This is a genomic window from Pseudomonas sp. Z003-0.4C(8344-21) (assembly GCF_900104975.1).
In the GTDB taxonomy this organism is placed as follows: Bacteria; Pseudomonadota; Gammaproteobacteria; order Pseudomonadales; family Pseudomonadaceae; genus Aquipseudomonas; species Aquipseudomonas granadensis.
On sequence record NZ_LT629756.1, the window covers coordinates 2379530 to 2404059 of the forward strand.

9 protein-coding genes and 1 pseudogene are annotated in these 24530 nt (G+C 56.4%); 7 read left to right on the forward strand and 3 right to left on the reverse strand.

Annotated elements, in window-relative coordinates; genetic code table 11:
* Positions 1 to 72: 72 nt before the first annotated feature.
* Complete coding sequence (locus BLU24_RS10965) at positions 73 to 405, forward strand: phage holin family protein (protein ID WP_093099977.1); 333 nt, start codon at positions 73 to 75, stop codon at positions 403 to 405.
* Between the two features lie 138 nt (positions 406 to 543).
* Here BLU24_RS10965 and BLU24_RS10970 read toward each other — a convergent pair whose 3' ends face one another.
* Positions 544 to 744: a KTSC domain-containing protein gene (locus BLU24_RS10970; RefSeq protein WP_093099979.1), complete on the reverse strand. Its 201-nt coding sequence runs from the start codon at positions 742 to 744 to the stop codon at positions 544 to 546.
* Between the two features lie 220 nt (positions 745 to 964).
* Between BLU24_RS10970 and BLU24_RS27555 the strand changes: the two are divergent.
* Positions 965 to 1081 (forward strand): annotated as a pseudogene (locus BLU24_RS27555) (terminase small subunit); the annotation flags it as partial.
* A 198-nt stretch (positions 1082 to 1279) separates the two neighbouring features.
* Here BLU24_RS27555 and BLU24_RS10980 read toward each other — a convergent pair.
* Both BLU24_RS10980 and BLU24_RS10985 read right to left on the reverse strand, forming a co-directional pair.
* On the reverse strand, positions 1280 to 7105 hold the full coding sequence (locus BLU24_RS10980; protein WP_093099983.1) for a hypothetical protein: 5826 nt from the start codon (positions 7103 to 7105) through the stop codon (positions 1280 to 1282).
* Positions 7106 to 7122: 17 nt separating this feature from the next.
* Positions 7123 to 14202 (reverse strand): hypothetical protein, encoded by a 7080-nt coding sequence (locus BLU24_RS10985; RefSeq protein ID WP_093099985.1) that lies wholly within the window; start codon positions 14200 to 14202, stop codon positions 7123 to 7125.
* A 257-nt stretch (positions 14203 to 14459) separates the two neighbouring features.
* Between BLU24_RS10985 and BLU24_RS10990 the strand changes: the two genes are divergently transcribed.
* From BLU24_RS10990 to BLU24_RS11010, 5 genes are all read left to right on the forward strand, one after another.
* On the forward strand, positions 14460 to 15092 hold the full coding sequence (locus BLU24_RS10990) for a M23 family metallopeptidase (protein WP_093099987.1): 633 nt from the start codon (positions 14460 to 14462) through the stop codon (positions 15090 to 15092).
* A gap of 60 nt (positions 15093 to 15152) precedes the next feature.
* A complete protein-coding gene (locus BLU24_RS10995) occupies positions 15153 to 15965 on the forward strand; it encodes a hypothetical protein (RefSeq protein ID WP_093099989.1) in 813 nt (270 codons plus the stop codon).
* Positions 15966 to 17142: 1177 nt separating this feature from the next.
* Positions 17143 to 17430: a hypothetical protein gene (locus tag BLU24_RS27560; RefSeq protein WP_157720832.1), complete on the forward strand. Its 288-nt coding sequence runs from the start codon at positions 17143 to 17145 to the stop codon at positions 17428 to 17430.
* Positions 17431 to 18398: 968 nt separating this feature from the next.
* A complete protein-coding gene (locus tag BLU24_RS11005; RefSeq protein WP_093099993.1) occupies positions 18399 to 19637 on the forward strand; it encodes an MvaI/BcnI family restriction endonuclease in 1239 nt (412 codons plus the stop codon).
* 754 nt (positions 19638 to 20391) lie between these two features.
* On the forward strand, positions 20392 to 24276 hold the full coding sequence (locus BLU24_RS11010; protein WP_093099995.1) for a YobI family P-loop NTPase: 3885 nt from the start codon (positions 20392 to 20394) through the stop codon (positions 24274 to 24276).
* Positions 24277 to 24530: the final 254 nt, after the last annotated feature.

Sequence of the window (24530 nt, forward strand, 5' to 3'; positions counted from 1 at the left end):
GCAAAGCGCGGCAGGCCACCCACCACTTGACCCGGCCATTGCGCTGGGTCTTTTTGTTTAAGGGGCAGGGCAATGACGAACGAGCAACAGGCACTGGCAGAGATGCCAATCTGGATGGTGATTGCCCTGTCATTGGTTGGAGGCGTGTCCGGCGAGATGTGGCGTGCTGACAAGGATGGGGCGCGAGGCTGGGCGTTACTGCGCCGGCTAGCACTTCGGTCCGGTGCCTGCATCGTTTGCGGCGTGTCGGCGATGATGTTGTTGTTCGGCGCGGGCCTGTCGATCTGGACGGCGGGCGCCCTGGGTTGCCTGACCGCGATGGCCGGCGCCGATGTCGCCATCGGCTTGTACGAGCGCTGGGTGGCCAAGCGGCTGGACCTGAGCGAGGCCGAGCCGAAGGCATGAGCCGGGCAGGCCGGGTAGGGCGCCGATTTTTCCGGGTCCTCCCCAAGGGGCGCCCCCTACACGGGTTATCGAACTCGCGGATTCTCTCTAGCTGAAACCTTTGCAGGGATGTCCGTCTTTCCAAGTAGAAGACGGGCCTCAGCACTGATAACGATCACGGATGTGCTGGTTGTAGTAGGCGCCTTTGGACACCGCGGCCATCAAGCCATTGTGTATGACCGATGGGACCCCACAGAAATCGTAAGAGTGACCCTGTTCAAAGCGGATCCTCATTCGTCTCGTTGCTGGGTCGTAGCCAACGGAGGTCATCGCACTGGAACGCACGGCAATCATTTCCATGACATCTCTCCCTCTGACGGATCGTCCACTGATGCTAGTCGAGCGAGGCGGATCTGCAGCCCAGGCCACCGAAAAGTCGCCGGGGACCCTGAGGACTTTCAAAGGACACGGGGTCGGAAACCCGCGGGATCGTGTTAGTGGGAGGCCCGCCAGCTTACTGAAATTTCAATCATTGAAATCTTGAAAGGATTCATTGAAAAGCCGCTGAAAAGGAGGGCTTATGAGCACAGCCACATACCTGTCCAAAAGCGCCTTCGCCGCGCACATTGGCCGATCACCGAGTTACATCACCTGGCTTAAGGAAAACGGGCGACAATTGGTTTGGCTTCAAGGAAGAATCAGGTGGGTCAGGCTGCGCCCCCTTGGCGGCAAGAACCGCTCGCCACTTGTGCTGCATAGGGAATGGCTGCTGTCGTTAAACGGATTCGAACCTGAGCTGATCTGGGAGTCAATAGCTCGGCAGATCGACGAGGACTTCGGCTTGAAAACGAGCAAAGCGTCGTTACGGCGCTTTTCAACGCTCCAAGCTTAGGATTCAGTGTTCGCGCTTCGGGAACGGGCGCGATACCGTCAGGACTATGCCACGTCCGTCTGCCGGATCGTTGGTCAACTCTTCGAGCGGTTCGGCAAACAGGTCGCCGAGATTAGTAATCTCGTCGTCCTTGCGCCGCAGCACGCGAAGCAGTCGCCAGCGACCGGGACGGCCCGGCTTCGATGTCGTATCTTCCTGCCAAAGGATGCGCTTCGCGCGAGTGACGATTTCCGGCTCCAGCGGGCGCAACTGGTCGTCCTCGAGGAGCAGGGCGACGACGGGGCGCTCGCGGACTTGATGCGAGATATCGAAGGCATCCTCGGTGAAGATGGCAACGCGCATCTCCACCATATCGGGCACGTCCTGTGCTCGAGGATCGACGTCGGGCAACATCCTTCGGGGCATCTTGCCTTCGTGCACAACAAGGCTGAGCCAGCCGTTGTCGGGGATCCTATCGGGGCGCTTCAGGTCGAGCCCGTCGACATCGACGGTCAGGGCAGCGCCGTTCCGGTCGATCCTTATCTTCGAGCTCGCCACAGTGAACTGGCACCAAATTGAGGGTGAGAAGTCCGATAACCGGACGCGTTCGATCCGCGCCTTCACGCCGAGATCGACTCGGGGCTCGTTCGCGATGGACTCCTTGTGCCCGGCCTCGATCGGCAGATTGAAGATCGTTAGCCAGCCATTGCCGCCGCCCTCGACTTCGCCGAGGTTGACTTGGACCATCACTTCCCCCGACGGCGTCCAGAGCTCGTCTCTCTCAGGCCGGGCCCGCGCCGATAGGATCAGACGGAACGATGGGCGGTGCCTGCCGCGGACGAACTCGAAATTGCCCGCATTGGGCGCGTTGGGGTCGAGGCGCCAGTCCGAATCCTTGGTCGTGTCGACCTTGAGCACCGAGGCATCGACCCGCCAGTCGCTGCCTGTCTCGACGATTGTGAGTTCAAGCCTTTGCCCTGCGGGCCCATCCGAGTTGCCCTCTTCGTTATGGAACGCGACGACGAACGGTTTGCCGGACTCGTAGGCAAGCTCCTGCGCCACGAGTCCGTCGAACGGCACCCGGTCGGGCGAGGTATCGAGGCCTTCCGACCCCGGCTGCCAAACGCCCCGCACTGAAATGGGTTCTTCCTTGCTTTCCGTCAGAACACCATGGCCGGACCAATCGATGCGCCGCATCTTAAGCTTAATCATCGACCATGGCTCGAGCCTGTGCCGGACCGGAGAGACGAGGTAGCCCGAATGCGTGAATCTGCCCGCTTCGCTGCCGAGGTCGAACCCGTAGCCGATCGGCCCGTCGAGTCTCAGGGCCACGGCGCTCCCCTGATGCGCGGCGCCCGTCCTTATGGGATCGGGCCCGACTTCGGGCAGAAATTTGAGCTTCTGTACGGCAGTGAGCGGATCAGGCACTGTCGTTAGCTTGAAAGCCGGTAACGGATGGCGGGCCACGTCGACGGCGACTGCAATATCGTCGCCGAAGTTGCCGTTGACATGCATCGGCTCCGCGATCAGCGCTAGCAGCGGGGGCACCAGCCCATCGTCAGTCCCCGCTTCGGTAAGCGGCAGCACTAAAACCAGAGGCGGCTTGCCGATCATACGGCCGTTCACTGCGTCAGGCACTTCGCGTTCGAGCCATCGCCAGTCCGGTCTCGAGGCATGGAGATCGTAGACGGCGAGATCGTCCGCCTTCGTCTGGAAAAGCGCGCGGTAACGGCTGGTCAGGCGAACGCCGAAGCGCCACAGGTTCCAGCCGCCTCGCCAGTCAAGATCGCGGCTGACAATAGTCGGAGAAACCGATGTCACGGTAGGTTCGAGCGAAAGCGCATGGTTCACGCGCAGCACACCGAGTTCGAGGCTGCCGTGATCGTTGTTGCGGCGCTGGGCAAAAGCGCGATCGAACAAGCGGTCCTGGCCTTTGGGATCAGGCCGACCGCGCCAGGTCCAGTGTTGCGGTACCAGGCTTGCGCTCGCGCAATAGCGCAATAGCCGACGCCCGCCGTCTTCACCGCCGAACAGGTTTGCCGGCAGCTTCAGATCGACAATGCGGCGACTACCTTCCCAGCGCAGTGGGACGACTTTGTCCGGCTTCCAATGCGTCTCATCCAATTCGGGCAATTGCGCGGTGGCGATCTCAATCGGCAGCACCGAGCTGGGCCCGAGAAACAGCGCCTCACCCGTTTGCGTGACAGCTGAAAAACCTTCGAGCACGGCCGGGCCGAACCGCTTCTCGTTGCGCACTAGGCCGTCGAAAGGCGAATCCTGCCGACGAATGATCGCGCGCGCGCGCAGCTCGTAGACATGTCCAGCTATGCCGACGGCTACTGCTTTTCCGTCACCGTCCTTCGCGAAACTCCCGCCTGCCGCCAAGTCGGGGGCGCCGACCTTGACGTCGACACCGACGCTCGGCCTTGCCAAAGGTTCGGCGCCTCTGGCGAAGAAGGTAAGCGGCGCCCCAATGCGCTCACGCACAGGAAAGACGCGCCAGAACTCCAGCCAAAGTCCGCTGACTGCGGGATCCGCCAGCTCGGTGCGCGCCTGCGCCCCCTCACTCTGCAATCGGTTGAGTATCGTCGCAACGCGGCTTTTAAGGCCTTGGGGCGTACCATCTGCAAACAATGCGCAGTTGACCCACCGCTCCCACGTATGTCGGTCGATGCTTGGTCCATCGATCCGGACACGGGCATCGGATCGCACGAGCCCATTGGACAGACGCTGACCGACCCCAAGTGACGTACGGTCGAGACCGTCGAGAAGCAGCGGCTCCGCGCGAGGAGCATCGAAGCCGCTGCTCTCCGATACCTCCGTCGCCCCTCCGCCGGACCCGGTGATCGACACGACCCGAACCGCCTCCACGTCGACCGGCATGGCCGACGCGAGGCGCAGGCTGACGGCATCCGGTTGATAGGCGAGTTGCGATTGCGCGACGTCGACCCAGGCCACATTCGCCCGAAGCTCGTCCTCTGTTCCGATGCCGACTTCACGCGAGCGGAGAACGACGGCACCCGTTCGAAATACGTCCAGCCTGTGCCAGAGGCCTTTTACGAGCGCAGCGATCGGGACGGCGAGACGGTGAGGCGGCTGGTCGATAGCTTCGATCGCCAGGTCGAAGGATGCCGGCCCGGTAGCATCGACGACAAATTCGAACCGCAGACCGCCGTTGGCGCCCGGATCGCAAGCCATGCGCGGCACTCCCTTGCTCGTGTCGACGTTCATTCGCAAGCCTATCGGGTCCAGCCGCCGCGTGGGCGCGCGCTTGGGTAATTCGTCCGCTAGCAGCGACACCGACGCGAGCTTGGGCGGTGCGTCCGCACTGAACGAAGGCCCCGACACCGCGACCGTACGAAGATAGGGGATCGTAGCAGTGAGACCCGGCGCGTCATCCGATATATCGTCGCGCAACACGTATGGATTGCTTTGATGGCGGACGAACGGCGCAAGAACGCCGCCTTGGCCGATGAGATGGCCCCTGACTTTGTAGGTCCGACCAAACGTCAAGGTCGGCAGTTTCGGCGCCGTGCCACCGGGCGAGCCGTAGAGGAAACGCGCCGACTCTACACCGTGCGCACTACCTTCGGAATCGAGTGCCGCCTGACCCGGCATAGGGGCCGTCTGCCAGGCATTGCTGTATTCGGCGATCGCGTCGCTCACGCCGACCTGATCGCCGGGCGCGAACGGGTGGGGATCGACGAACTCACGCTCCACTCCGTCAGCGGCCTCCCCGGACACGGGATCCCGCCCGCCGTAGACAGCCTCGAAGTCGGACAAATAGTTCGGGTCACGTGGCACTGCGGGATGCTGTCCCTGCCCGAAATAGAGGCGAGCGGCATTGAGCGAGACGAAAGCGGTTTCGTTCGCCGCGCCGGTTCGCCGTGCAACCAAGCCGTAACCAGCCAGTCGCGTCCAGTCGTCGACATGCCGCGAAAAGGTCTGCAACTGATCAATTTGAAAGGATAGGGGAAGGGGTAGCTGCGTCACCGTGTCAAACGGATCGACCCGGGGCGCAAGCGCCGCACCGAGCAAGATCGCTTCCTCGGCCGCCGCATCGAGCAAGCTCAACAAAAGATCGAACAGCGGGTCCTGATCGTTGATGCCGGCGAGCGATGCGGCATGGTGGCAGAGCGTCTGATAGAGGCCTTCGATCTGACCGTCGCCACGCAGCAGTGTCCGCAGCCCTCTGCTCAGTCGTTCGAACAGCGGATCGGTGACGTCGCCCGGCAGTGCTGTTGACCAATCGGATCGCCCGCTCACCACTCCCTCGATGAATGGCGCGGCGAAGGCAAGCGCGGCGTTGGCTCTTGCCCGCTCGAAGGAGACGTTTGCAAAGGGCGCGCCCTCCGCTGGCGCACGCGTCCCGGCTTGCGGAGGGTTCATCGGCTCGAACCGCTGGACGAGCTGCAACGAACGAGGGCCAGCGCCCGGCTGTTCGCGCGGTAATTCGAGATAGCGGATGCCGCGCAGTTCGCCGGGCCGGACCGGAACGACTGCGGCGGCGTGACTCCAAATCTCTCGCAGAACGTCGGTGTCGAGCTTGACCTCTTCTCGCGAGGAACTGGGCGCCGGGTCGAAACCGGCAAGCTGCAACAGATGATCGCGGGTGAACGGCGAGGCGGCCGCAATTCTCGCCCAGTCATCGGCTGCGTAGCTATTGCCGAAGACATTACCCGGCTCGACGCGCCACCCTGCCAAAAGGTGTGTCTCATTAACGCCCGTCGGAAGTGAGGCGACGTGTTCTGTCAGCAATGAAGCGGTGGCTGGATCGTCATGCGCTTCCAGCGCTTCGACAAGCGGTACCTCGAAGCGGCCGACCGCGTCGTAGCGCGCTCCGAGCACCTGGACGGCGATCGCGTCGAGCATGCGCTTGAGCACGGATTGCGGAACTTGATCTGGCGGTGCGTCGATACCGAGATCTGCGCGCAGAACCGCAGCGTTCGCGGGCTTGCCTATCCACTCGCGCATTCCTTCGCCGAGTACGGAGCGCAACCGTGCCAGAGGATCCATCGCATCGGCCAAGGCCTGCGGTAGCCCAGCGAGCGCATCTGCCGTGGGCAGCGTACGCAGGGGATCGTTCACTACGGCAATCGTCTGATCGTAAAGGTCGAGGACACGGCCGGTCGGAGGGGCAGCCCGCATCGCGCTGACGACGCGGCTCGATTTCAGCTCTGCGGAGTGATTGGGGCCAGCGAGTGACCAATGAAAATTGTCAGGATTGCGGGGATCCGGAACCTCGAAGACGGGGTTGATCGACCTTGCATCGAAGGCCTGACCGGGCTGCGATGTGACGCGGGGGGCAGCGATAAGCAACAAGCCATCCAGCTCGCCAGGCCTCGCCAGACCGCCGATCTCCAGCAGCGCGTGGACGTTCGAGGCACTCGGCAAGGGGTGTGGAACGCTGGCTAATCGCTCGACGAACCCGAGAACAGTACCGGCCAAGTTGGTCTTCGCTTGTTGATCGGGCGGCACCAGACTTTCAGGCCGAATGGCACCATCGGATTGGGTGATCGCCGTGATCGCGGCGTCGAGCCGGGTGTCGAGGTCATCGACTACCACGAGGTGCGAAACCGCCGTCACCGTTAGCGGAGCAATGATTGAGCGCGCGGTCCTCATGTCGGCCGGGTCGATGGTCCATAGAGCCCAAGCGTCGGGATCGTGCGGCGTCCACACGGCACCGCCTGCCAATGTCTCCCACTTCCACGGCAACAGGGCGTCTACATCGGCTTGCGTCGGTGCACCGGGCGGCGCGCTCCAGACAGCTGATATCTTGACTGCCACCCAGGCAGATGCCGCCTCGTTATTCGACTGGATGCGGTCGGCCTGAACCTTAAATATCACCATTGTGTGCTCCCCGCCGCTCAGCCGAAGGATTCGGAATAGTCATTGGCCGGGTCGGCGCGCCGCTCGCCAGCCAGGTGATATTGCGCCGCCTGGTTGACGCGCAGCGTGTAAAACATGCTGATCCGGAAGCTCAGGCGCAGCGTGCCGCGCGCGACCATCGTCGATCCGTTATAGGAGATCTCGAGTCGGAGCATAATGTTGGCGCTGACCAATCCCGCGACATCGACATTGCCGCGCGCTAGCAGGAAGGCCGTGACCGTCGTGACGTTGCTGGCCGCGCCCGTCGTCCAGCTCAGCGCCACGCTGCATCCGACCTGCAGCCATACGCCGCCCGAAACGACTCCGAACCCAAAACCGATGCCGACACCCGCCAGGATTGCGATGTCGAGCGTGTACGTGAGGATGGGCTTTGGGCGCGACATCGGTCGATACGAAAGGCGCTGCGTTACATAGCCGCCGCCGTTGAGAAGCCAAACTGCCAGGGTAAATGGTGCATCGCGCGAGGCGATGTCGAGCGAACATACGATCTCGAACTCAGGGATTGCGATGATGCCGAAACTCGCGGCCAAGCTCAGATCGGTGATGGCAAAGGCGCCCGTCTGCACAGGGGGCAGTTGCATCGATAGCTTGGTGACGAGGCCTGCCGGTATCCCATCACGCATGATCGGCTCAACCCCTGCTGGCATCGCCTTGCCGACCTTTGCCATGAGATTGGTGAGAAATTCGAGCGTAGGAGCCAAACGCACGCGGTCGGTCGCTATCTTGAAGTCGATCTTGCCGGACTTGTCGAACAAGAGCGGCGTCTTTTCGAAGGTGATGATGTCCATGCCTGCAGTGACAAGCCGCCAATCGCCCGCGATCTGGCCCTTTGCTTCTTTCTCGAAGCGGCCATCGGCGCCCATGGCAACCCGAGTCTCGGCGCGGAACTGGCCTTCGTCGATCATCAGCGCGATGGGGCCGATATCGAGGATCGACGACGACTTGCTCAGCTTCACGTCGATCTCGGCTCGCAGCCAAGCTTCGCGGCGGTCCCTGTCAAAGCCGCGTGTGATCTTGACTCCTTGTGAATCCTTGCCCGAAAGATCGGGAAAGCCGGCGTTCTTGAGCAAGCTTTCCAGGTTGAGCCCTGCAAAGTCTGGGAACAGCTTGCCGAGCGATAGGTCCTTGAGCTTGTCCGGGATGAGATCCTCGCCGAGGCTTCCAACGGGCAAGCGGATGCCGAATGATTCCAGGAGTTTTCCGGCGGCGCCAGCGGCCTGCTGAATTGCAGCGGTAGTGTCGGTGACACGGTTGGCGAGGGCAAGCACTGGTGTCACGTCGACGACCGACTTCAGGACGTCGAAGACATAGGCGACCTCGGGGCGATTGAACCCCAATGCGTCGGTCTTGGGCGGATCGCCGACCGCGCGGATCAAGCGCAGAACATTGTCGCCCTCCTGATAGAGATAGTGCGCCTTGTCAACGCTGGCGACGACACCGTTCACGAGATCCCCCGGTTGCACACCGAGCTGTCGGGCGAGTTCGCGCTCCACGCCGCCGAGATAGCATTCCAGACGGCCGGCGATCCGCCGCGCTTGGTCGGCCGCAGCCGCCTCGATAGCGCTGCGTACCTTGTCGACTTCGTCGGCAAGGCTGTTGATCGTGGCGATCAGCGCTTCAGCGAAGGCATCGATCTGGGCGTCGATTTCTTGTTCTGCAGTCGTGGCAGCATCGAGAGGCGTAGCGATCTGCTTGCGCAGCTCTTCGGCGACACCTTGGGCGGGAGCAGTCACTGTGCCGACGTCGATGAGATAGGTGCGAACCTCCTCGGCGGATTCGTATATGACCTTGCCGAGCGCCTTGTCCGTCGAGTCGACGCCCTCACGCATGGCTTGCTCGATATCCCTCACGGCGTCCTGGGCAGTCGCCTGAGCATTGCGAATTTTGTCGGCGATCTGGCCTTTGAGGGTTGCCGCAAGATCGTGGGCGGCTTTTGCTGCCTCGGCAGTGGCGATGTCACCCGCCTCCAAAAACGCTTTGGCGTCCTTCCGCGCTTTGTCGAGTACGGTAGCGGCTGTGTCAGCGGCTGTGGCCAATGGCTCGAGTATAACCGTCCAGATATCGTGCCGAAGTTGGTCTGCGACCTGACCGAACTGAGCGAGAAGCTCTGCGTCCTTTTGAATTGCGACAAGGATCAGGCCGTCGACTTCATCAGCAACATGCCTCACACCGTTGCCGAGTTGAACCGCAAGAGTGTCGAGTCGCCTCAGCAACCCTAAAAAGTCAGTAGGCGGAAAGACGAACGCTTCGGCCTCTCGGTCGAGCTCACCTAGATACGTCTCGAATGCTCGCAACGACACGACCGTCTCGTTTATTTTCGCCACGACATTCGGCTTGAGGCCCGAGGCGGCGGCCATTCCCTGCAAGCGTCCGGCGATGTCGAGCAGCGACCGGCGCGACTTGGCGGCGGCAGCATGGAGCTCGGCCCGTTTGGCTTTCACCTCCGCGTCGCTGCCGAAAGGCTGCCATGCCGCGATCGCTTTGCGTGCTTCGACAATGTCCCCGCACGCTTTTGCGAGCGCTGCAGTGATTTCACCGCGAACCTGTTGAAGTTCGGGTCTAAGATCGAGGAGCCGCGTCAGCTTGTCGAGGCTCGGCTCGACTCGTGTCAGTAGCGCTTTGATCTCGGTTTTGGCATGAAGCGTATCGTCGCGCCACGCCTGGAGGGCCCGCAAAACCTGACCGTCGAGAAGGGCGCGCGCATTTTTCCGCAGTTCAGCGATGGACTTGCCGACCGTCACCTTCTCCCACTGACCGATAGCAGTGTCTAGCTCGATCGACCAGTGCTGTGAAAGGTCTTGCGATCGGGCGAGGAGATCGGCGCTTGCTAAGGCGATCGCGCCGATCGCCCGACTCCTGAGCCCCTCTCGCTCTTTGATGAGATCGCTGCGCAGCGCCGAGGAGAGTTTGTCCGCCAGCTCTGTAGGCTTGAAATTTTTGACTTCGTTGAGCTTGTCCGTAAATTTTTTCGCTTCCTGGTCGAGATTGACGCGCAAACTTCGCAGCTCCGCCTTCAGCTCATCCCGAGTGTCTTTTACCGCCTGTAGCGCCCGATCGCGGCCACCCAGAGCTTCGCGCCCGAGTGTCTCGAACCGCGCGGCGACCTTGCCGAACATTTGATCGAATTTGGCTCGCAGGTCCGCCGCAAAGCAGCCTGCCTCGTCGCCGGCACGCTGCGCGGCTACCGCCGGATGATCTTTGTTCTGATCCCGGACGGCACGCGGCATTGCCCGCGAAATGGTGATATTTTTGAGTGTCGCCGCGGGGCCCGTCGCCGTCCGTCCCGCGCCGATCCGAATGGGTACCTGTCCATTCACGAGGCCGAGGGTAAGGGGATCGTGTCCGCCGGCAGACCGCGGCGCCGGCGGCAGCATGCCGTCGTGCAGAGCAGCGCTGCTTGGAGGGACCGCCTCGACGCGAGGTGGCGGCGCATCGCAAAAATCGATGCTTTCGACGGCATGCCAATCGTCGATATTGTCGGCCGTCTCTCCTTCGATCGTCGAGGTGTAGAATACCAGGCGCTCGGGCGTGTCGACCGCGACAGGCACTTCCTCGTCGGATTCCGCCGGCATGAGCAACTGGACCAGCGGCTTGGGATAGAGGTTTGCGGGGCTATCGGGATCCTTGGTATCGGCGTTGGTCGCCGTGTTGACCATGTCGGCGCGCCACAAAGGAACCATCCAGCCCTCGTTGCGGACATCGCCGCCCCAATCGCTGTCCACCCGGATGCGGCGGCTGATGAAGCGGGCCCCCGAGAGACACCCCGGCTCGCGTGTTCCCGAACCCTTTTCGGGATAGTGTCGCTCAGGCTCGAGAATATCGACATACTCTTCGACTTTGCGCAGGATCGGCCGCCCGGCATGATCGTCCTGCTTCGTTCCGATCGACTCATTGTTGTAAAATTGGGCCGACGGTGCGACTGTCCGACGATAAACAATGACATGCTTGGCACGATGGCCGAGGCCGCCGATCCGTCCAAGCCGCTCCAACTTGTAGACGCTGAGGCGGCCCATAGCCGTCTCGGTTTCGATGATCGACTTGCCTTGGGCGAAGGCAGCACGCTGCCGGCCCCAACCCCCGAGGGCCGAGAAAAATATGTCGCTGATGCGGCCCTCGGTCGTGACGGGCTGCTCGTAGGCTTCTTCGAGAATATTTGCACTTTCGAAGGCCCAAGACACGCCGCCTGCGAAGCTGCTCGTTTGGGGATCGCCGGGGTCCTGGAAGGTCTCGCGCAGCCTTTGGACTGCGGTTGCCTCACTCTCGTCCGGATAGCGACCGGGAACCGGATAGCGCAATTTGGTGGCGGGACCACCTGCATTGCCTTTCGCCCTTGTCCGAAGGAAGAAGGTCAGAGCTTCATTCGTCTCGAACCGCCGCTCTGGACGCCCCGACCAGATCTTGTCGACTGCGAGCCGATGGTCCGCCAGCCGCAGCACTTCGTTGCCATGCTTGATGAAAAGATGGTCTCTACCGGTTGCTTCGAGCGCGTCCGGGGCGGCACCCATGATGCCGCTCATCTCGGCCAGCCAGGTCTCGCGTTGAGGCTGGTGACGCGCGATCAGGCCATAGGCGATCTCGAAGCGGACATCACGGATTAGCGCGCCCGGTACCGCGTCTGCGATGCGACCCAAGACTCGGCGCAAATTCCAGCTCGGCTCGCGGGTCGCAGTCTCGCGATAGGTGGGATCGAAATCGATCCGCGTAAGGGAGCCGAATCGTGACGTTGCCGGTGCATCCGGTGCAATATCATTGAGCGCGACATTCGGCCCGTCGACTCGCCGTTCCATCGCCTCGCCGATGATCTGCGGCGGGAGCAGCATGCGCACCGTCTCGGCCGGATCTCTTACCCGCCACGCGAAATTGCCGTCGTCGCTGCGCCGCCAGACAGCAATCTCGTTGTTGTCGGGATCGGGCTTGAATCCATAGTCCACGGCCGCCACGCGGAACGGCTGCGGATCGATTATAAGCAGCTTTCCGAACGAAGGAGATAGTGGGCCGCGAAAGCTCCATTCGACCTGCTGATCAAAGTCGGCCTTGAACGTCTCTATGCCGACAAGCTCCAGCGCCTTCATTGCCTGAATGCGATCGCCGAGTCTGATCAGAACCGGCCCATCGAGAGACTCGCCAATCCTCCGCCGCCCGCCGATCCGATCCTGTTCGATCGGCTCCGCGCTCACGACCTCCAGTCGTGTGCCGAGCCTGAGGGAGCGGGCCAGCGAATTTGCGTCCCGGTTCAACACCATCCGAAAGGTCTGCACGAATGATGACCGGGCGAGCAGGCTGAACTGGAAAGCGCCAATTCGCACCTGCTGGGCGCTCGGTCCGGCCGGCAGAGCCCCATAGAGCTGAAAACAAATGCCGTCATCGAGCTCAGGTTGTTTGGTGGGTTCGCGACTGTCGTCGATCGCTTCTAAGACAGCTGTCGGCGTCCTGACGAGCTTCAGAGCGGCTCCATCGACGCATGTGATTGTCGATAGGTCTAGTTCGACAGGCCGCGTCCGCCATTTTGGCGAGGCCTTCCAGACATCGTCCGCGCGAACCGGTTGGAAGGACCGAAGCCCCGGCTCCTCCCCCTCTCGACGAGCGACCCACCAAGGTGTCGCGCCGCCCGAACTCTTGAATATCCGCCGGTCGGTAGACTTCGACTTGAAACCGCCGACCAAGTACCAGGCCAAAGGCTTGGCACCATTAACGTCGATGGCCGGGATGGTCGAAAGACCGCTTTCGGGTCGTAAGGCCCGGAGCGGTGATTTTGCTAGGATTTGGGCTTTCTCGATGACGCGTGCCAGTATGCGTTCAATCGTATCTCCACCCCCTGAATCGGAATCGGTCTGCTCCACCCTCACAGTCACCCGCCACTCTGCCGGGAGGACCGCGCCGAAGTCGGTAGCGAGATGGTCGACTAACTGTTCCTGGGCGAGCAGGAGGCACGCATCGGAGTTACTCACCCGCAATCCATTGGGTCTATCTAGTCCGGTGACGTTCCCCGCCAGCCCGTCCCAAAGGGGGGTCCAATGATCGAGGTCGGTGAGTGCAAGATGCAATTCCGCCCGCAAGACAAGCTGATGCTCGTTGGCAATGCGGCGAAGTCCGATCTGGCGACGCAACGCGATTAAGTTAGTCGGCTTCGTCTCGGAGAACTGCTCGACACTGGCGAACAAGGGCGCAATGGCCGCATCAGTCGGGTCAGTTCGATAGGCTTGGTCCGAGCCGATCAGATCAGTTAGCGCGTAAGTCCTTCCGCGCAGGCCGCCTGGAACCACTGGCGACGAAGGCGTCATTCCATCGACATCGGAAAACCGCAAATCGATGGCGCGAAATGCCGGAGAACGATCTCCCGCAGTTGTCCAGAGCGCTCCCAGTTGATCTTGTCTGACGGCTTCGGCGAGGAAGATCGCGCGGGTGTCGTACTGTTTCGCACGACCGTCATCGTTGTCGGCGGCAGCGTGGGCATTGACCGCGATCGGCAGATGGCAGGCGACACGATAACCGGTGAGCTCGGTACGATTGGGTGCGCGCGTGGCGAAGTCCGTCCAAGCAACAGTCGCATCGAGCCTTAGTCGCGAGACGACCCAAGCCGGATCCGCGACGTCATTACCATCCGTATCGACAACGAACCCGGCTGTATCGAGGCGAGTCAGCAACTGCGGGGGCTCGGCGGCGAAGCGAAATTCTTGCGTTGCGTCGTAGAAATGAATGCGGATAACGTGGTCGATCCAGAGTCGCTTGCGCGCATTGGTTCCAGTGAGCGGCATCATGCGATCTTCAAGCTCAGCGCCCGAGCCGTCGGATACGCCGACCAGTCCTCCTTTTAGCCATTCAGACAGAAAGTCTGGCGGCGGCACATCGAATATGTTGGCTGCGTTTTCAGGAGGTTCACCTCCTTGCTTGAACCATTGGTCGGCTTGGTCGGCGTCGGCGAAACTCACAAACCATTGCGGAGGTGGATTCGTTGATGGGGGGGCTACGGTGCCGATGAAGATCGCGAGACGGCTCGCTCTGTCGGGCGTAGCAGCGATCGCCATCATCGCGACATAAGCCGGTGCGGATGTCAGCATCGCCTATCCTCCCATTTCGCTCAGTGTGAGCGAGCTCCTTGGTGACTAACGCAGTCGTTTGTCGTGGAAGCACACCTGCAGAAATTTCGAATGGATCGAACCGTCCGAAAATTCTCCGATACAGCGCCGGTGCGTAGTCAAAATCAATAAGGTCCCATCTCGATACGTCACTGTAGCTTGCATTGGCGAGATTTCTGTACCAGGGTTTCGACGATAGCGATTTTTTGTTCCGGGTTTTTGGAAAATAGGAGCCTAAATTGAGCGACGAAATTGAAGTTCCTCCTGCTTTTTTTACTCCTGCCGAGACACCGAGCCTTCCGCCTGGCCTCGTGATGCCGACACCCTTTACGTCCGTACTTTATCCGACCCAATTAACTCCGACCCCGGTTATCGGGCGTGCTGGAGAGCTTCGTGGCTTCTATGCGAACAATCGCTGGAGGCCGAAGTGGAGCAGGTTTATGTATCCACGAAGCGCTGAAAAGGCACATGGCGGTGTCGACATCTTCGCTCCGCATGGCACCCCGATCGTTGCCTTGATCGACGGGGAGGTGGAGCACCGGACGAGCCCCGACGACATGGGAACACGCGTCCACCTTCGCTTCACTTTCGCTGGCGTCGACTACCGCTTCATTCTTGGACACCTTGATCGCTTCGAGGGAGCAGAGCGTTCGGTCACCAAGGGAACTGTCGTTGGCTATGCAGGATGCACCGGCAATGCAGCTGGAACGCAGCCTTGCCTAGTTCCGAATGCCTGCGGCAGGTTTTCGACACATCTTCACTTGCAGCTCAAACGAGATGCGGACGGAAAATTGCTCGACCCTCTCAAAGCGCTTCGATGGACGCTTGACTATTACGACGATGAGCGTGATGTCCTATGCCAAGACTTATGATCGGATAGAAAATTTGTCAGGTAGACGATAGAGCGGCTTGGGGCAAAGGGGGCTAGCACGATGAAAAAAACCACTAAACACGCAGCTGTTATACGTTTTTGGTGCATGGTCGTTGCCATATCGATTTTTTGTGTGATGGGGGCTTCCGGTGCCGTCGTTGAAACTCCAAATGAGATAGCGCAGAATATCGACCCGGCCGTTTACAGCGAGATGTTCAAAGTTTTGTTCGCTGTCTTCACTATCGCACTGGTGCTGGAGTCGGCGCTTGCCGTCATTTTCAATTGGCGGCTGTTTCTCGTCTATTTCGACGGTCGAGGCACGAAAACGATTGTATCGGTTCTAGCGGGAGTCGTAGTCGCCGTATCACTGCAGCTAGATGTGATCGATCGTCTGTATAAAGCGATGTTTGTCGGAAGTTCTAATTTAGGCGGTTTCGGTTATTTTCTCACTGGCCTCGTTCTTGCGGGCGGTAGTGCTGGCGTGAACAATATTCTCAAAGGCTTGGGTTTTCGCAGTTTGCATAGCGAACAGGCAAAGCTCCCACGCCCCAAACCAACCGAAGCGTGGCTCGCAGTTAGACTAAAGCGAAATCGGTCGCAGTCAGGCCCCGTCCAAGTCTTCCTGACCCAAGATGACCGGGGCGAGCGCCTAATCGGCACGATCTCGGGAACAACAGCTCCGAGTTTTCTGCCGGGACTACGGACCAATCCGATGCGGTATCCAACAGTAGCTGGTTATGCGGTCCCCGCAGACAGCACGGTCATGGTCCAGCTTCGAGATCCGGCGCTCCCAGCGGGGCAAGATCTGTCGGAACCTTGGGGGCCCTATACGGTGGCGGGCGGGGCGATCATCGACTTCGACCTAGAACTCTAAGGGCGTTGCAGTCGGAGTGCGGCTATTTTCTTCTTTGCTTGGCTGCCGAACCGGATCGGGTTCAAGGAGCGCGTGAAAGCATTTCACACCTAGAAGAGGTCGGCATCGTTCACCTCGACTTACCTGATGACTATGCTATTTGATTCTTGCCTCCCTGGATTATGGATGCTGTGCCCGATTAACTCACGCGGTGCTGTATTCTATCGACCCAGCAGAAGCAAGCGAATGTGGCATCTATGCGCTGAAATGTTGGGAAGTCAGGAGGCTGTCGCGCAAATTGAATAGACCCTATCTCCTAGCCAAATTTGAGAGAGGGAGGGTTGCGGAAATGGCCGAAAAAAGATGCGGAAACGATCCGAAAACGCTGCGACAGAAGCTGCGTACCCCAGAAACGACGATACGATAAAGCCCTTAATAATTAGGGTATTATCGTATATAAGATGGCGGAGACTATGGTATTCGAACTCATGGACCTGTTACGGCTGACGGTTTTAAAGTCCATGACTAAGGCAAGTAATCTCAATAGGTTATGACTCGAAATATTCCGCTTTGATTATATGCAAAGGTCTCTCATAAAGGCCGCTAACGGCCAAAAGCGGATGATATTTCCGTGATCTTCACACTCCAAAATGATAGTGCGGCGCAGTACATAACGGTGTTGAAAACGATTACTTGGGCTCATAAAACTGAGGCCGACGCCCATAAACGCAGAGCCCGCCACGATCCATAGAATGCTCGCCCAAATCATGTCAGCTCTCCAAAAGGTTTCAGCCAAGGGCGAACGGTCGCCCCAAAATTTTATATGGCTCTATCTTCTCCTCCTCGGTTTTATAGAGGCTTACCGAGGACGCGGCGGCGAATACCGTAATAGCGATTGGGCAGCGTCACCGCCGACCCATATGTGTATAAACGGCCGTAGAGCTGTCTTATCGGTATTGCGGATCTCACCTAGGCAATGATGCGTTTGCCATGACACCTCTATGCCAGGGAAGGGCGGGAGATCTGTATGGAGCTTTTTCCAACATTTAAGGTGACAAAGAATTCGGCATGGCAGATCGTCTCGCACTACTTAGGCTGGCATAATCCTCAAAGTGCATCTATAGTTAAATTCGCACGCTATTTCCCATAGCTATGTAAAATTCCTTCCTCAAAATATTAATTATCTGGAGAAATGGATATGGACGCACCCTTCCTATACCAGGAAAAAGAAAATGTGGTTTGGTCTCTCAGGCAGGTTTTAAGTTTTGTTAAAACGCTAGAGCAATTGAACTGTTTAGATGATTTCTTGGTTGCAGCTGAAAAAAAGGGGTTAGATGTCGAAATTCCAAAAGAAACAATAAACTATGCCAAAATGTACTTGTTTGATGCTGGATATCATAAAACCTCAAGCGACGCCAAAAAATATATTTCCTCAGGCATAGGTGCAACTTGCAGAGAGAGAGGAGGGCCGCCAGGGCCAATATAATTTAGGCTGATCGATGGTTTTGAGACTGCTGGAAATACAGATAGGGTGTCGATCTAAACGCCGGCCTGTTGCCGGTGTTTATTATGATTGTAGGTGCAAGATCTTAATTTTTATTAGTTAGAGGTCTTCACTATTTCCAGAACAATAATATATCAATAAAAATTGAATATATTAGTTTTTGATTTTAAGAGACCATTGGCACTGACGGTCCAGCGCGGCACGTGTTGAATCCGCCTGAAGCACACTAAAACGAATACCCATATGGCCAGATTTTAGGAAAGGGTGACGAACAGCCTCAATTCGTTAATTGTCCATCGCGACAGGCAGATATTGCCGGTTTATGCCATTTGCTGCCGTCAGCTTGGGTCGGCTATGCCAGCTGCCTATCATCTCACCGTCCGCCTGTCGTGCTTAGAACGCGGCCTCAAAAGCCAAGTACAGCTCCTCCATTTCGCCGGAATTGAGGATCCGTAAGGTTTCCACTCCTCTGATAAATCCTTTCCGTGCAATCCACCGCGCTAATGGTCTCGGCCGGCGTACGCGCGTTTACGATGCGTCCAGCAATCTAAACCTAGGCGGAAAACTTCATTGGCTACAGGATTTCGAACGGCGGGTTTGGGTCGGTTACTGCCATTCGTAACAGGCAGAAATCGTCCAAAAGCGGCCTGTCAGATGTCTTTGGGAAATCAGGGCCAACTCATGCGCAAGCATGCCTTGAAGAAAGCAACGCCACCAGGCTTATAATTCCGAACAGGCAAAATGCCATTGCTCAAGGGATGGAAAAAGTCATTCAAATTTCTTCTGATGCAGTCTCGCACTTCTTGGCCTCCGCACCATAACTGGCGATGGTAAATGGGCAGAAACCGGCCAGAAACTGGCTTTGACTCCAGCACTACACGTGATCCTCCGCAGTGGGCAAAACCAGAAACAAGAGATCGCACTAACGCTACTTAAACAATGGACTTATTATGACAGCCCACATCAGCCCTCAACTAAACACCAGAAGCGAACTATCCAAATTATTTGTCACGCCCGAAGATATCGATACAGTATTTATAAAGGTTCTAACCAGAAACGACGACTCAGGTAGACACGGCGTGCTAATTCCTAAAGACGCCTACAATCTTTTCGATGAATTCAAAAAACTCAATCCGTCACAAAACAATTCTTTAGCAATAACTACACGCTGGAGTTTCAATGGCGTTGAATCAACGCTAGAGAGTAAATACAAATACTATCACCGGTATCCTGAACGAAGAATTACAGGTCTTCACACAACACTTTTATCCAGCAATAAACCACATAACACGCTAATCATAATTGGACGCCATAAATCAAAGCGCGACGCGTATGATATCCATGTGCTATACCCTAACAATCCAACATACGATACCATTTGGGAAGAAATTGACTTAGAACAGGCTCCTGCACAAGGCCTATTTTACTTTGATAGCAACTGGACACCCGAAAAAAACTTAAAGGAGCCAGAGGCAATAACTGAATTACTTGAAATTTTTGACAGGATAACCGCGAGTGGTTATGTAAAAAGCATGCGCACTGGATCGACCGGCATAGGATATACATTTGAAACCCTCGCTGGCATTGAAGAAAACAGCAGTCAGGAAGCTGACTATCGCGGTATAGAAATAAAAACTTATCGCGCAAAAAAATTCAACTTAAAAAGCCCAAAAAAGCAAGATCTCTTCCTCAAAGAACCCGATTGGGTAAACACCTCAAACTCCACTGCGGAACGAATCAAAAGCTATGGATATATAGATAAAATAGGTCGACACGCTTTATATTCCACGACGAAGATCAACGGAAATGGGCATAAATTAAAGCTTGAGGTTAGCTCTGATAGAAGCAAGTTAATTTTATGCTATCGAGACGAAGCTATTGCACACTGGACAAGAGAAACGCTCCAGAAGCGATTGACGGAAAAACTAAATGAACTGGTAGTAATTTCAGCAAAATCACGCAGAACCAGTAGTGGCGAAGAGTTTCTATATCAAACATTTCTTCATTGCAAAGAGCCATCTATTAACGCCCTATTCGATTTAATATTGGATAACAGTGCACTGGTTGAGATAAGAATGCATGTTAGTATTAAAGACAAACCTAGAAATCACGGCACTTGTTTTCGAATTCAGTTTAAAGATCTTCCAAGATTGTTTAGCGGAGTAAAGCTTCTGCGCGATCTCACCTGATTACGCCTGTATTCGACTCCGGCACCCTCTAGACACAGATGCTCATAGAGCAGGAATATATTCACCTCCTTTCCTGTTTTTTTGATTAAGATTGAGCTCGTCGAAAGGTTTTTTTGAAAAGATGCGCTCGAGGAAAATTAAGGCGTCCGAGTCGCCCAGTCATGGCAGATCTCAAGATTATGAAGAGGAGCCAAGAGTGGCCCGCCGTAGTTTCCCTATCCAACATGGACTGCCTCTTTTTGATAGTACAGCCTTGCATTTACTAGGTTGCAGCGTGGTTCCTCCTCGACGCATTCGCTAACTTACGACCCGTACGCATGAGTCGGCGGAGAAGCTGCCCCTAATTTGCTTTAGGTATCCGCCTGGCTTTTTCGGCAAATATCTGGATGCCATCACCGTCTGCTTTGGATCGATTTCTGCCGGTCACGACAGGCGCCTTTCGGCCAAAAGCGGACGCTCACACACTCCGCTCACATCCGAATGCCAATGTACTGGATCACCTCATCGTGCTCGACATCTATACCGTGGCGGGTATAAACACCGAGGCCGACAATGAGGTGAGATCCAGCGAGAAATCTAGGCATGCGAGGTCTCCAGAAGATGTGCTTTAGGGGAAGCAGCAGAGAGTTCGTCCCATTCGGCGATGGCGGTGCGCTATCATCGGTAAAACACGTACCTCAGTGACACTGGGTATTAAGTGAAGATTATTTTGGCGGTTCCCCCGAACAGCCTTTCAGCGGCATAGGAGACAGGGATGTTCCGTCGTATAGCTCAGGCGCTTACTTCGAAGTGCGAGTGCGTCAGCTCGCGAGTGAATCATGCGATGGGACAGTACAAACGCTACAGAAAAGCTGTTGAAAAAGCCGTAGCCGCCGCGCGCGAATACCTTGCTGTGCCCGGTGGTAAAAATGTCTTCGAGCCGCTAACGCCTGTACTTTTGGAGATGGATCGATCACAGCGTTACGAGAATGAGCTGCTGAGCGCGCTTAGCAACGATCAGATTCGCAATATCGCTATTACTGGTGAGTACGGCGCCGGCAAAAGTAGCGTCATACGTACGTTTGTCGAACGTCACCCTGAGCTTACCTATGCATTTGTATCGCTGGCCGCGTTCGGCAAAGATCTAAACAAAGGCGGGGCAGGAAAGTCGGCCTCAACTGATGCTTCTGTCGCTCCCGCTGATTCCAACTCAAACACCACCGACCTCAAAGGCGCTGATAAACAAACCGAGTCGGATATTTTGACGCGTATCGAGGAAACTATCGTTCAGCAACTGCTGTACGCGGTACCGTCAGATGAACTGCCGAAGAGCAGATTGAAACGAATCATCCAGGCATCTACGTCGAGCATATGGGTGCGTACCATTTTCTACGTGCTGATAATCGTAAGCGTACTGAGGCTTTACGTCCCGACAGTCGAGAAACTGCCAAAAATTGACCCAGCGTGGTTGGTCGAATGGCTTCTATGGATCCCTGGGTGGATGGCCGTTGTGGTGCTCGGGGGCGGTGGCATCTACATGTTGTTCTCGGCTCTGAAGCTGTTGTCCCTGTTCAGCATTGACGGCTTCACGATCAAGGGCGGAAAACTGGAAACGACACACCACGGCTCAGTGTTGCACAAGAATGTTGACGAAATCGTCTACTGCTTTGAACGCAGTAAAATCGATATCGTGGTCATCGAGGATCTCGACAGATTCGGAATTCACGACGTTTTCACGCGCCTGCGGGAAATCAATTTCATCATCAAGCAGTCCCCGCAGATCAAAAGACCGGTTTACTTCATCTATGCGCTTCGTGATGAGCTGTTCGCCGTCGGTGAGAAAACGAAATTTTTTGACCTGATCATCCCGATAATCCCCGTGGTCAACTCAGAGAACTCTCGCGAGCAAATGTTCAAGATGCTTCGTGAGCGACAGTTCAATGGGGTCGCGTTGGACGTTGGGCTTAATGAGACGTTGGTCGAAACCGTTTGTTATTTCATCGATGACATGCGGTTGATCAAAAATATCGTCAACGAATTCGACATGTTCTCCAGCATTCTCAGCGGCGGCTCCGGTCTAAAGCTTGATCCGAACAAGCTGTTTTCAATCATCGCGATTCGCAATCTGCATCCTGATGAATATGCACACTTGGTCAAACGACGTGGCGCCATTTACGAGACCATCCAAGGATTCAGCGAGTGGCGATTCCAGCAGTCCAAACAGGCTGAAGATGCCTACCAAGCGTTGCGGGAAAAGCGTGAAAAGCGGGTACAGGAAATCGCTGGAAGTGTGGCTGAGCTGCGGGCGTACGTATGGCTAGAACTGGTTAAAAAATCCGACATTGCGGCAACCCATGTTTGGATGCCAAGTGGCAGTAAATTTTCGTTGACCGACTTTGTTAAGGATGATGTTTTTGAGTCGATTTTTTCTCAGAGCACTAATTTAACAATGGCCATCATCGATAGGTACGGGGATGCAGTCCAGAGGGCAGCACCTTTTGACTCTGAGCAACTACTGACATCGACGTCATACCCAAAAAGGTTTGATCTGCTCCAACGAACCCTTGTTGATATCGATGATGAAATGGCCGAACACCGAATTGAGGCAAGCCGAATTAATCACCAAACCTTCCGGGCAGCAGCCAAAAAAAACTACGGCAATGTCATCTCTCAAAAGCTGAACGGCTTGGACATTGTCGTGTATCTGATGCGCCACGGACACTTCGATACCGATTACACGGATTACTTCGGCTACTTCTACGCAGGGTCCCTCACATCCGAAGACAAAAACCTGATCCTAGAATTGAGACGTGGTGTTTCCGTTGATGTCGCGACTGTAATCAATGCCCCGAAAAGGGCCGTGGAAAAGCTGGATATAGATGATCTGAGCGATGGCAGGGGCATCATTGTCGCCCTGATTGAGTACCTTTCTGGCTGTCCATACAACGATCCTGGCATGAGTCATGAGCGCAGTAAGCTCGCGACTATTCTCAAGAGTGGGCTGGAAGGGCACCTGGGCAGAATGGCGCAAGCGACCGAATTTTTGATATCAACCGCGACATCACCGAAGTTCATTCAATCTGTTTTTGCTCTGGAGCCTGGATTGTTCCGCGCGTTATTGAACGCTGAGCGATTCGAATCAACTTTACTGAGGCAAGCCCTGATCAGTGCACTCATGGATGGATTAGAGGTTGCACAGCTCCGAAGGCTTGATTCGGCGCCGGACATGAAAATCTGTGATGCCATTGCGAGTCTCCAAGACGTCTCGCGCTTGATGCCTGGACTTGAAGCGGGAGGTAAAGGCTGGCCTTGGCTTAGAGAGCTGCCGGTGCGTTTCTCAGAGTTAGGTAATGGCATCGTCCTGGACGACCTCAAGAAGCTGATCGAATGGGGTTGTGTTGAGGTAAATCTGAACCTGCTCACGCTGATTTGCCAAAAAGGCGAATCCGCTCATGCAAGTAAAGCCGATCTCAGTGAAAACATCATTTCCTATCGTCGACTGCAGGCCCTTCAGATTGAGGGGCTGAATGAACTCCTCCTTGAGTCTGCGGAGGAGTTTGCAATCACACTTTTAGCTCAAATCGGCACGCTGGATGAGTCGGCGGGCTCCCTCATAGAACTGTTATGGGCCATCGTGGAAGAGACGGACGAGTCCGATGCCGTGGTTCAACTTTTTGATCGAACGACATGCACATTCGACCGTCTTGAAGACACGACCCCATCGTTGTGGGCGCAAATACTCCAGTCTGATCGGGTGAAAGTGAAGGTCGGCGCGGTGTGGACATTCTTCAAAGACATACTCGTACCCGCTTTGGAGCATAATGGTTGCGAAACCTTGGATATGGAGGCTTTCGCAAGCTTTATCCAGCGTCATGGTAAGGAGCTAAAAGGGGAACTCTGGGGCCTCCATACCTCCCTGCATCAAGAGCTGCAGAGGTACTTAATCGCCCCAACAGGGTTATCTAACGAAACGCTTGAAGTGCTGTTCGCAGATATCGTCTTGAGCGATACATTGATCCTCAAAGGACTGGAATCGAGGGAGCGTTGGGAGATGCTCGCAACCGCCCCCTTTCTGACATACAGCCCTGAGATCCGTGAGTGCATCAGGACTTTCAGTGCAGATCTGGAAGTTCCTTATCTCGCGGCACATTGGGTTGAGGCACGCGACCACATTGATCTAACTCAACTGTCGCTCAGCATGGCAGTGCCACTCAGTAAAAGCGGTGCGCTTGATCTAAATGAAAAGATCCAAATGTGGACGGCGTTACCGAGTGAAGTGTTCGACACCGACAATGAGGCCGTCAAAGAAGTCGCTGAAACCTGCCGCCTCGCTAATCGACACTCGGTAAGCTTTCCTTCAGCGTTTATCCCTGCACTCAAGAAGTTTGCAAGTGCGGAGGGGCTTACCTCAGCTCAGCGCTCTGAAGTTCTGATCCAATGCTTGCCATCGTGCAGTTGGGCAGAGGCATCCCTGATTCTTGGTATGTTGACTGATGGTGGTTTCACAAAGCTTTCACCGAATGTCAAAAAAATCCAGGTGCCTAATACCGTTCTCAACATGAGGCTAGTCAACGCTCTTAAAACGAAAGGCTTCGTTCAGACCGTAGTGGAAGAAGACGCTGTCATCAGCGCTACCGCCAAGCCTAAAGGCATGATCTGACCTGCCGCTGGCTCACTGAATCGGCGCTGATTTTTTAGACTCCCTCGAGAGGCTGCTTCTGGCCCAGACCGTGTAAAAACGTTTTTGAGCGCGTCAGGTACTCAAAACCGGACTGGAAATCGCGTTTCTACGCTAAATCCACATCTGCTGACGTGCCGATAAATTTCAGATTTAACGTAGACGCGCACACTTCAATTTTGGCGAAGCGTTTTTACACACTCTGGGCCGATTGCTGCCGTTCGTGACCGTAGGCT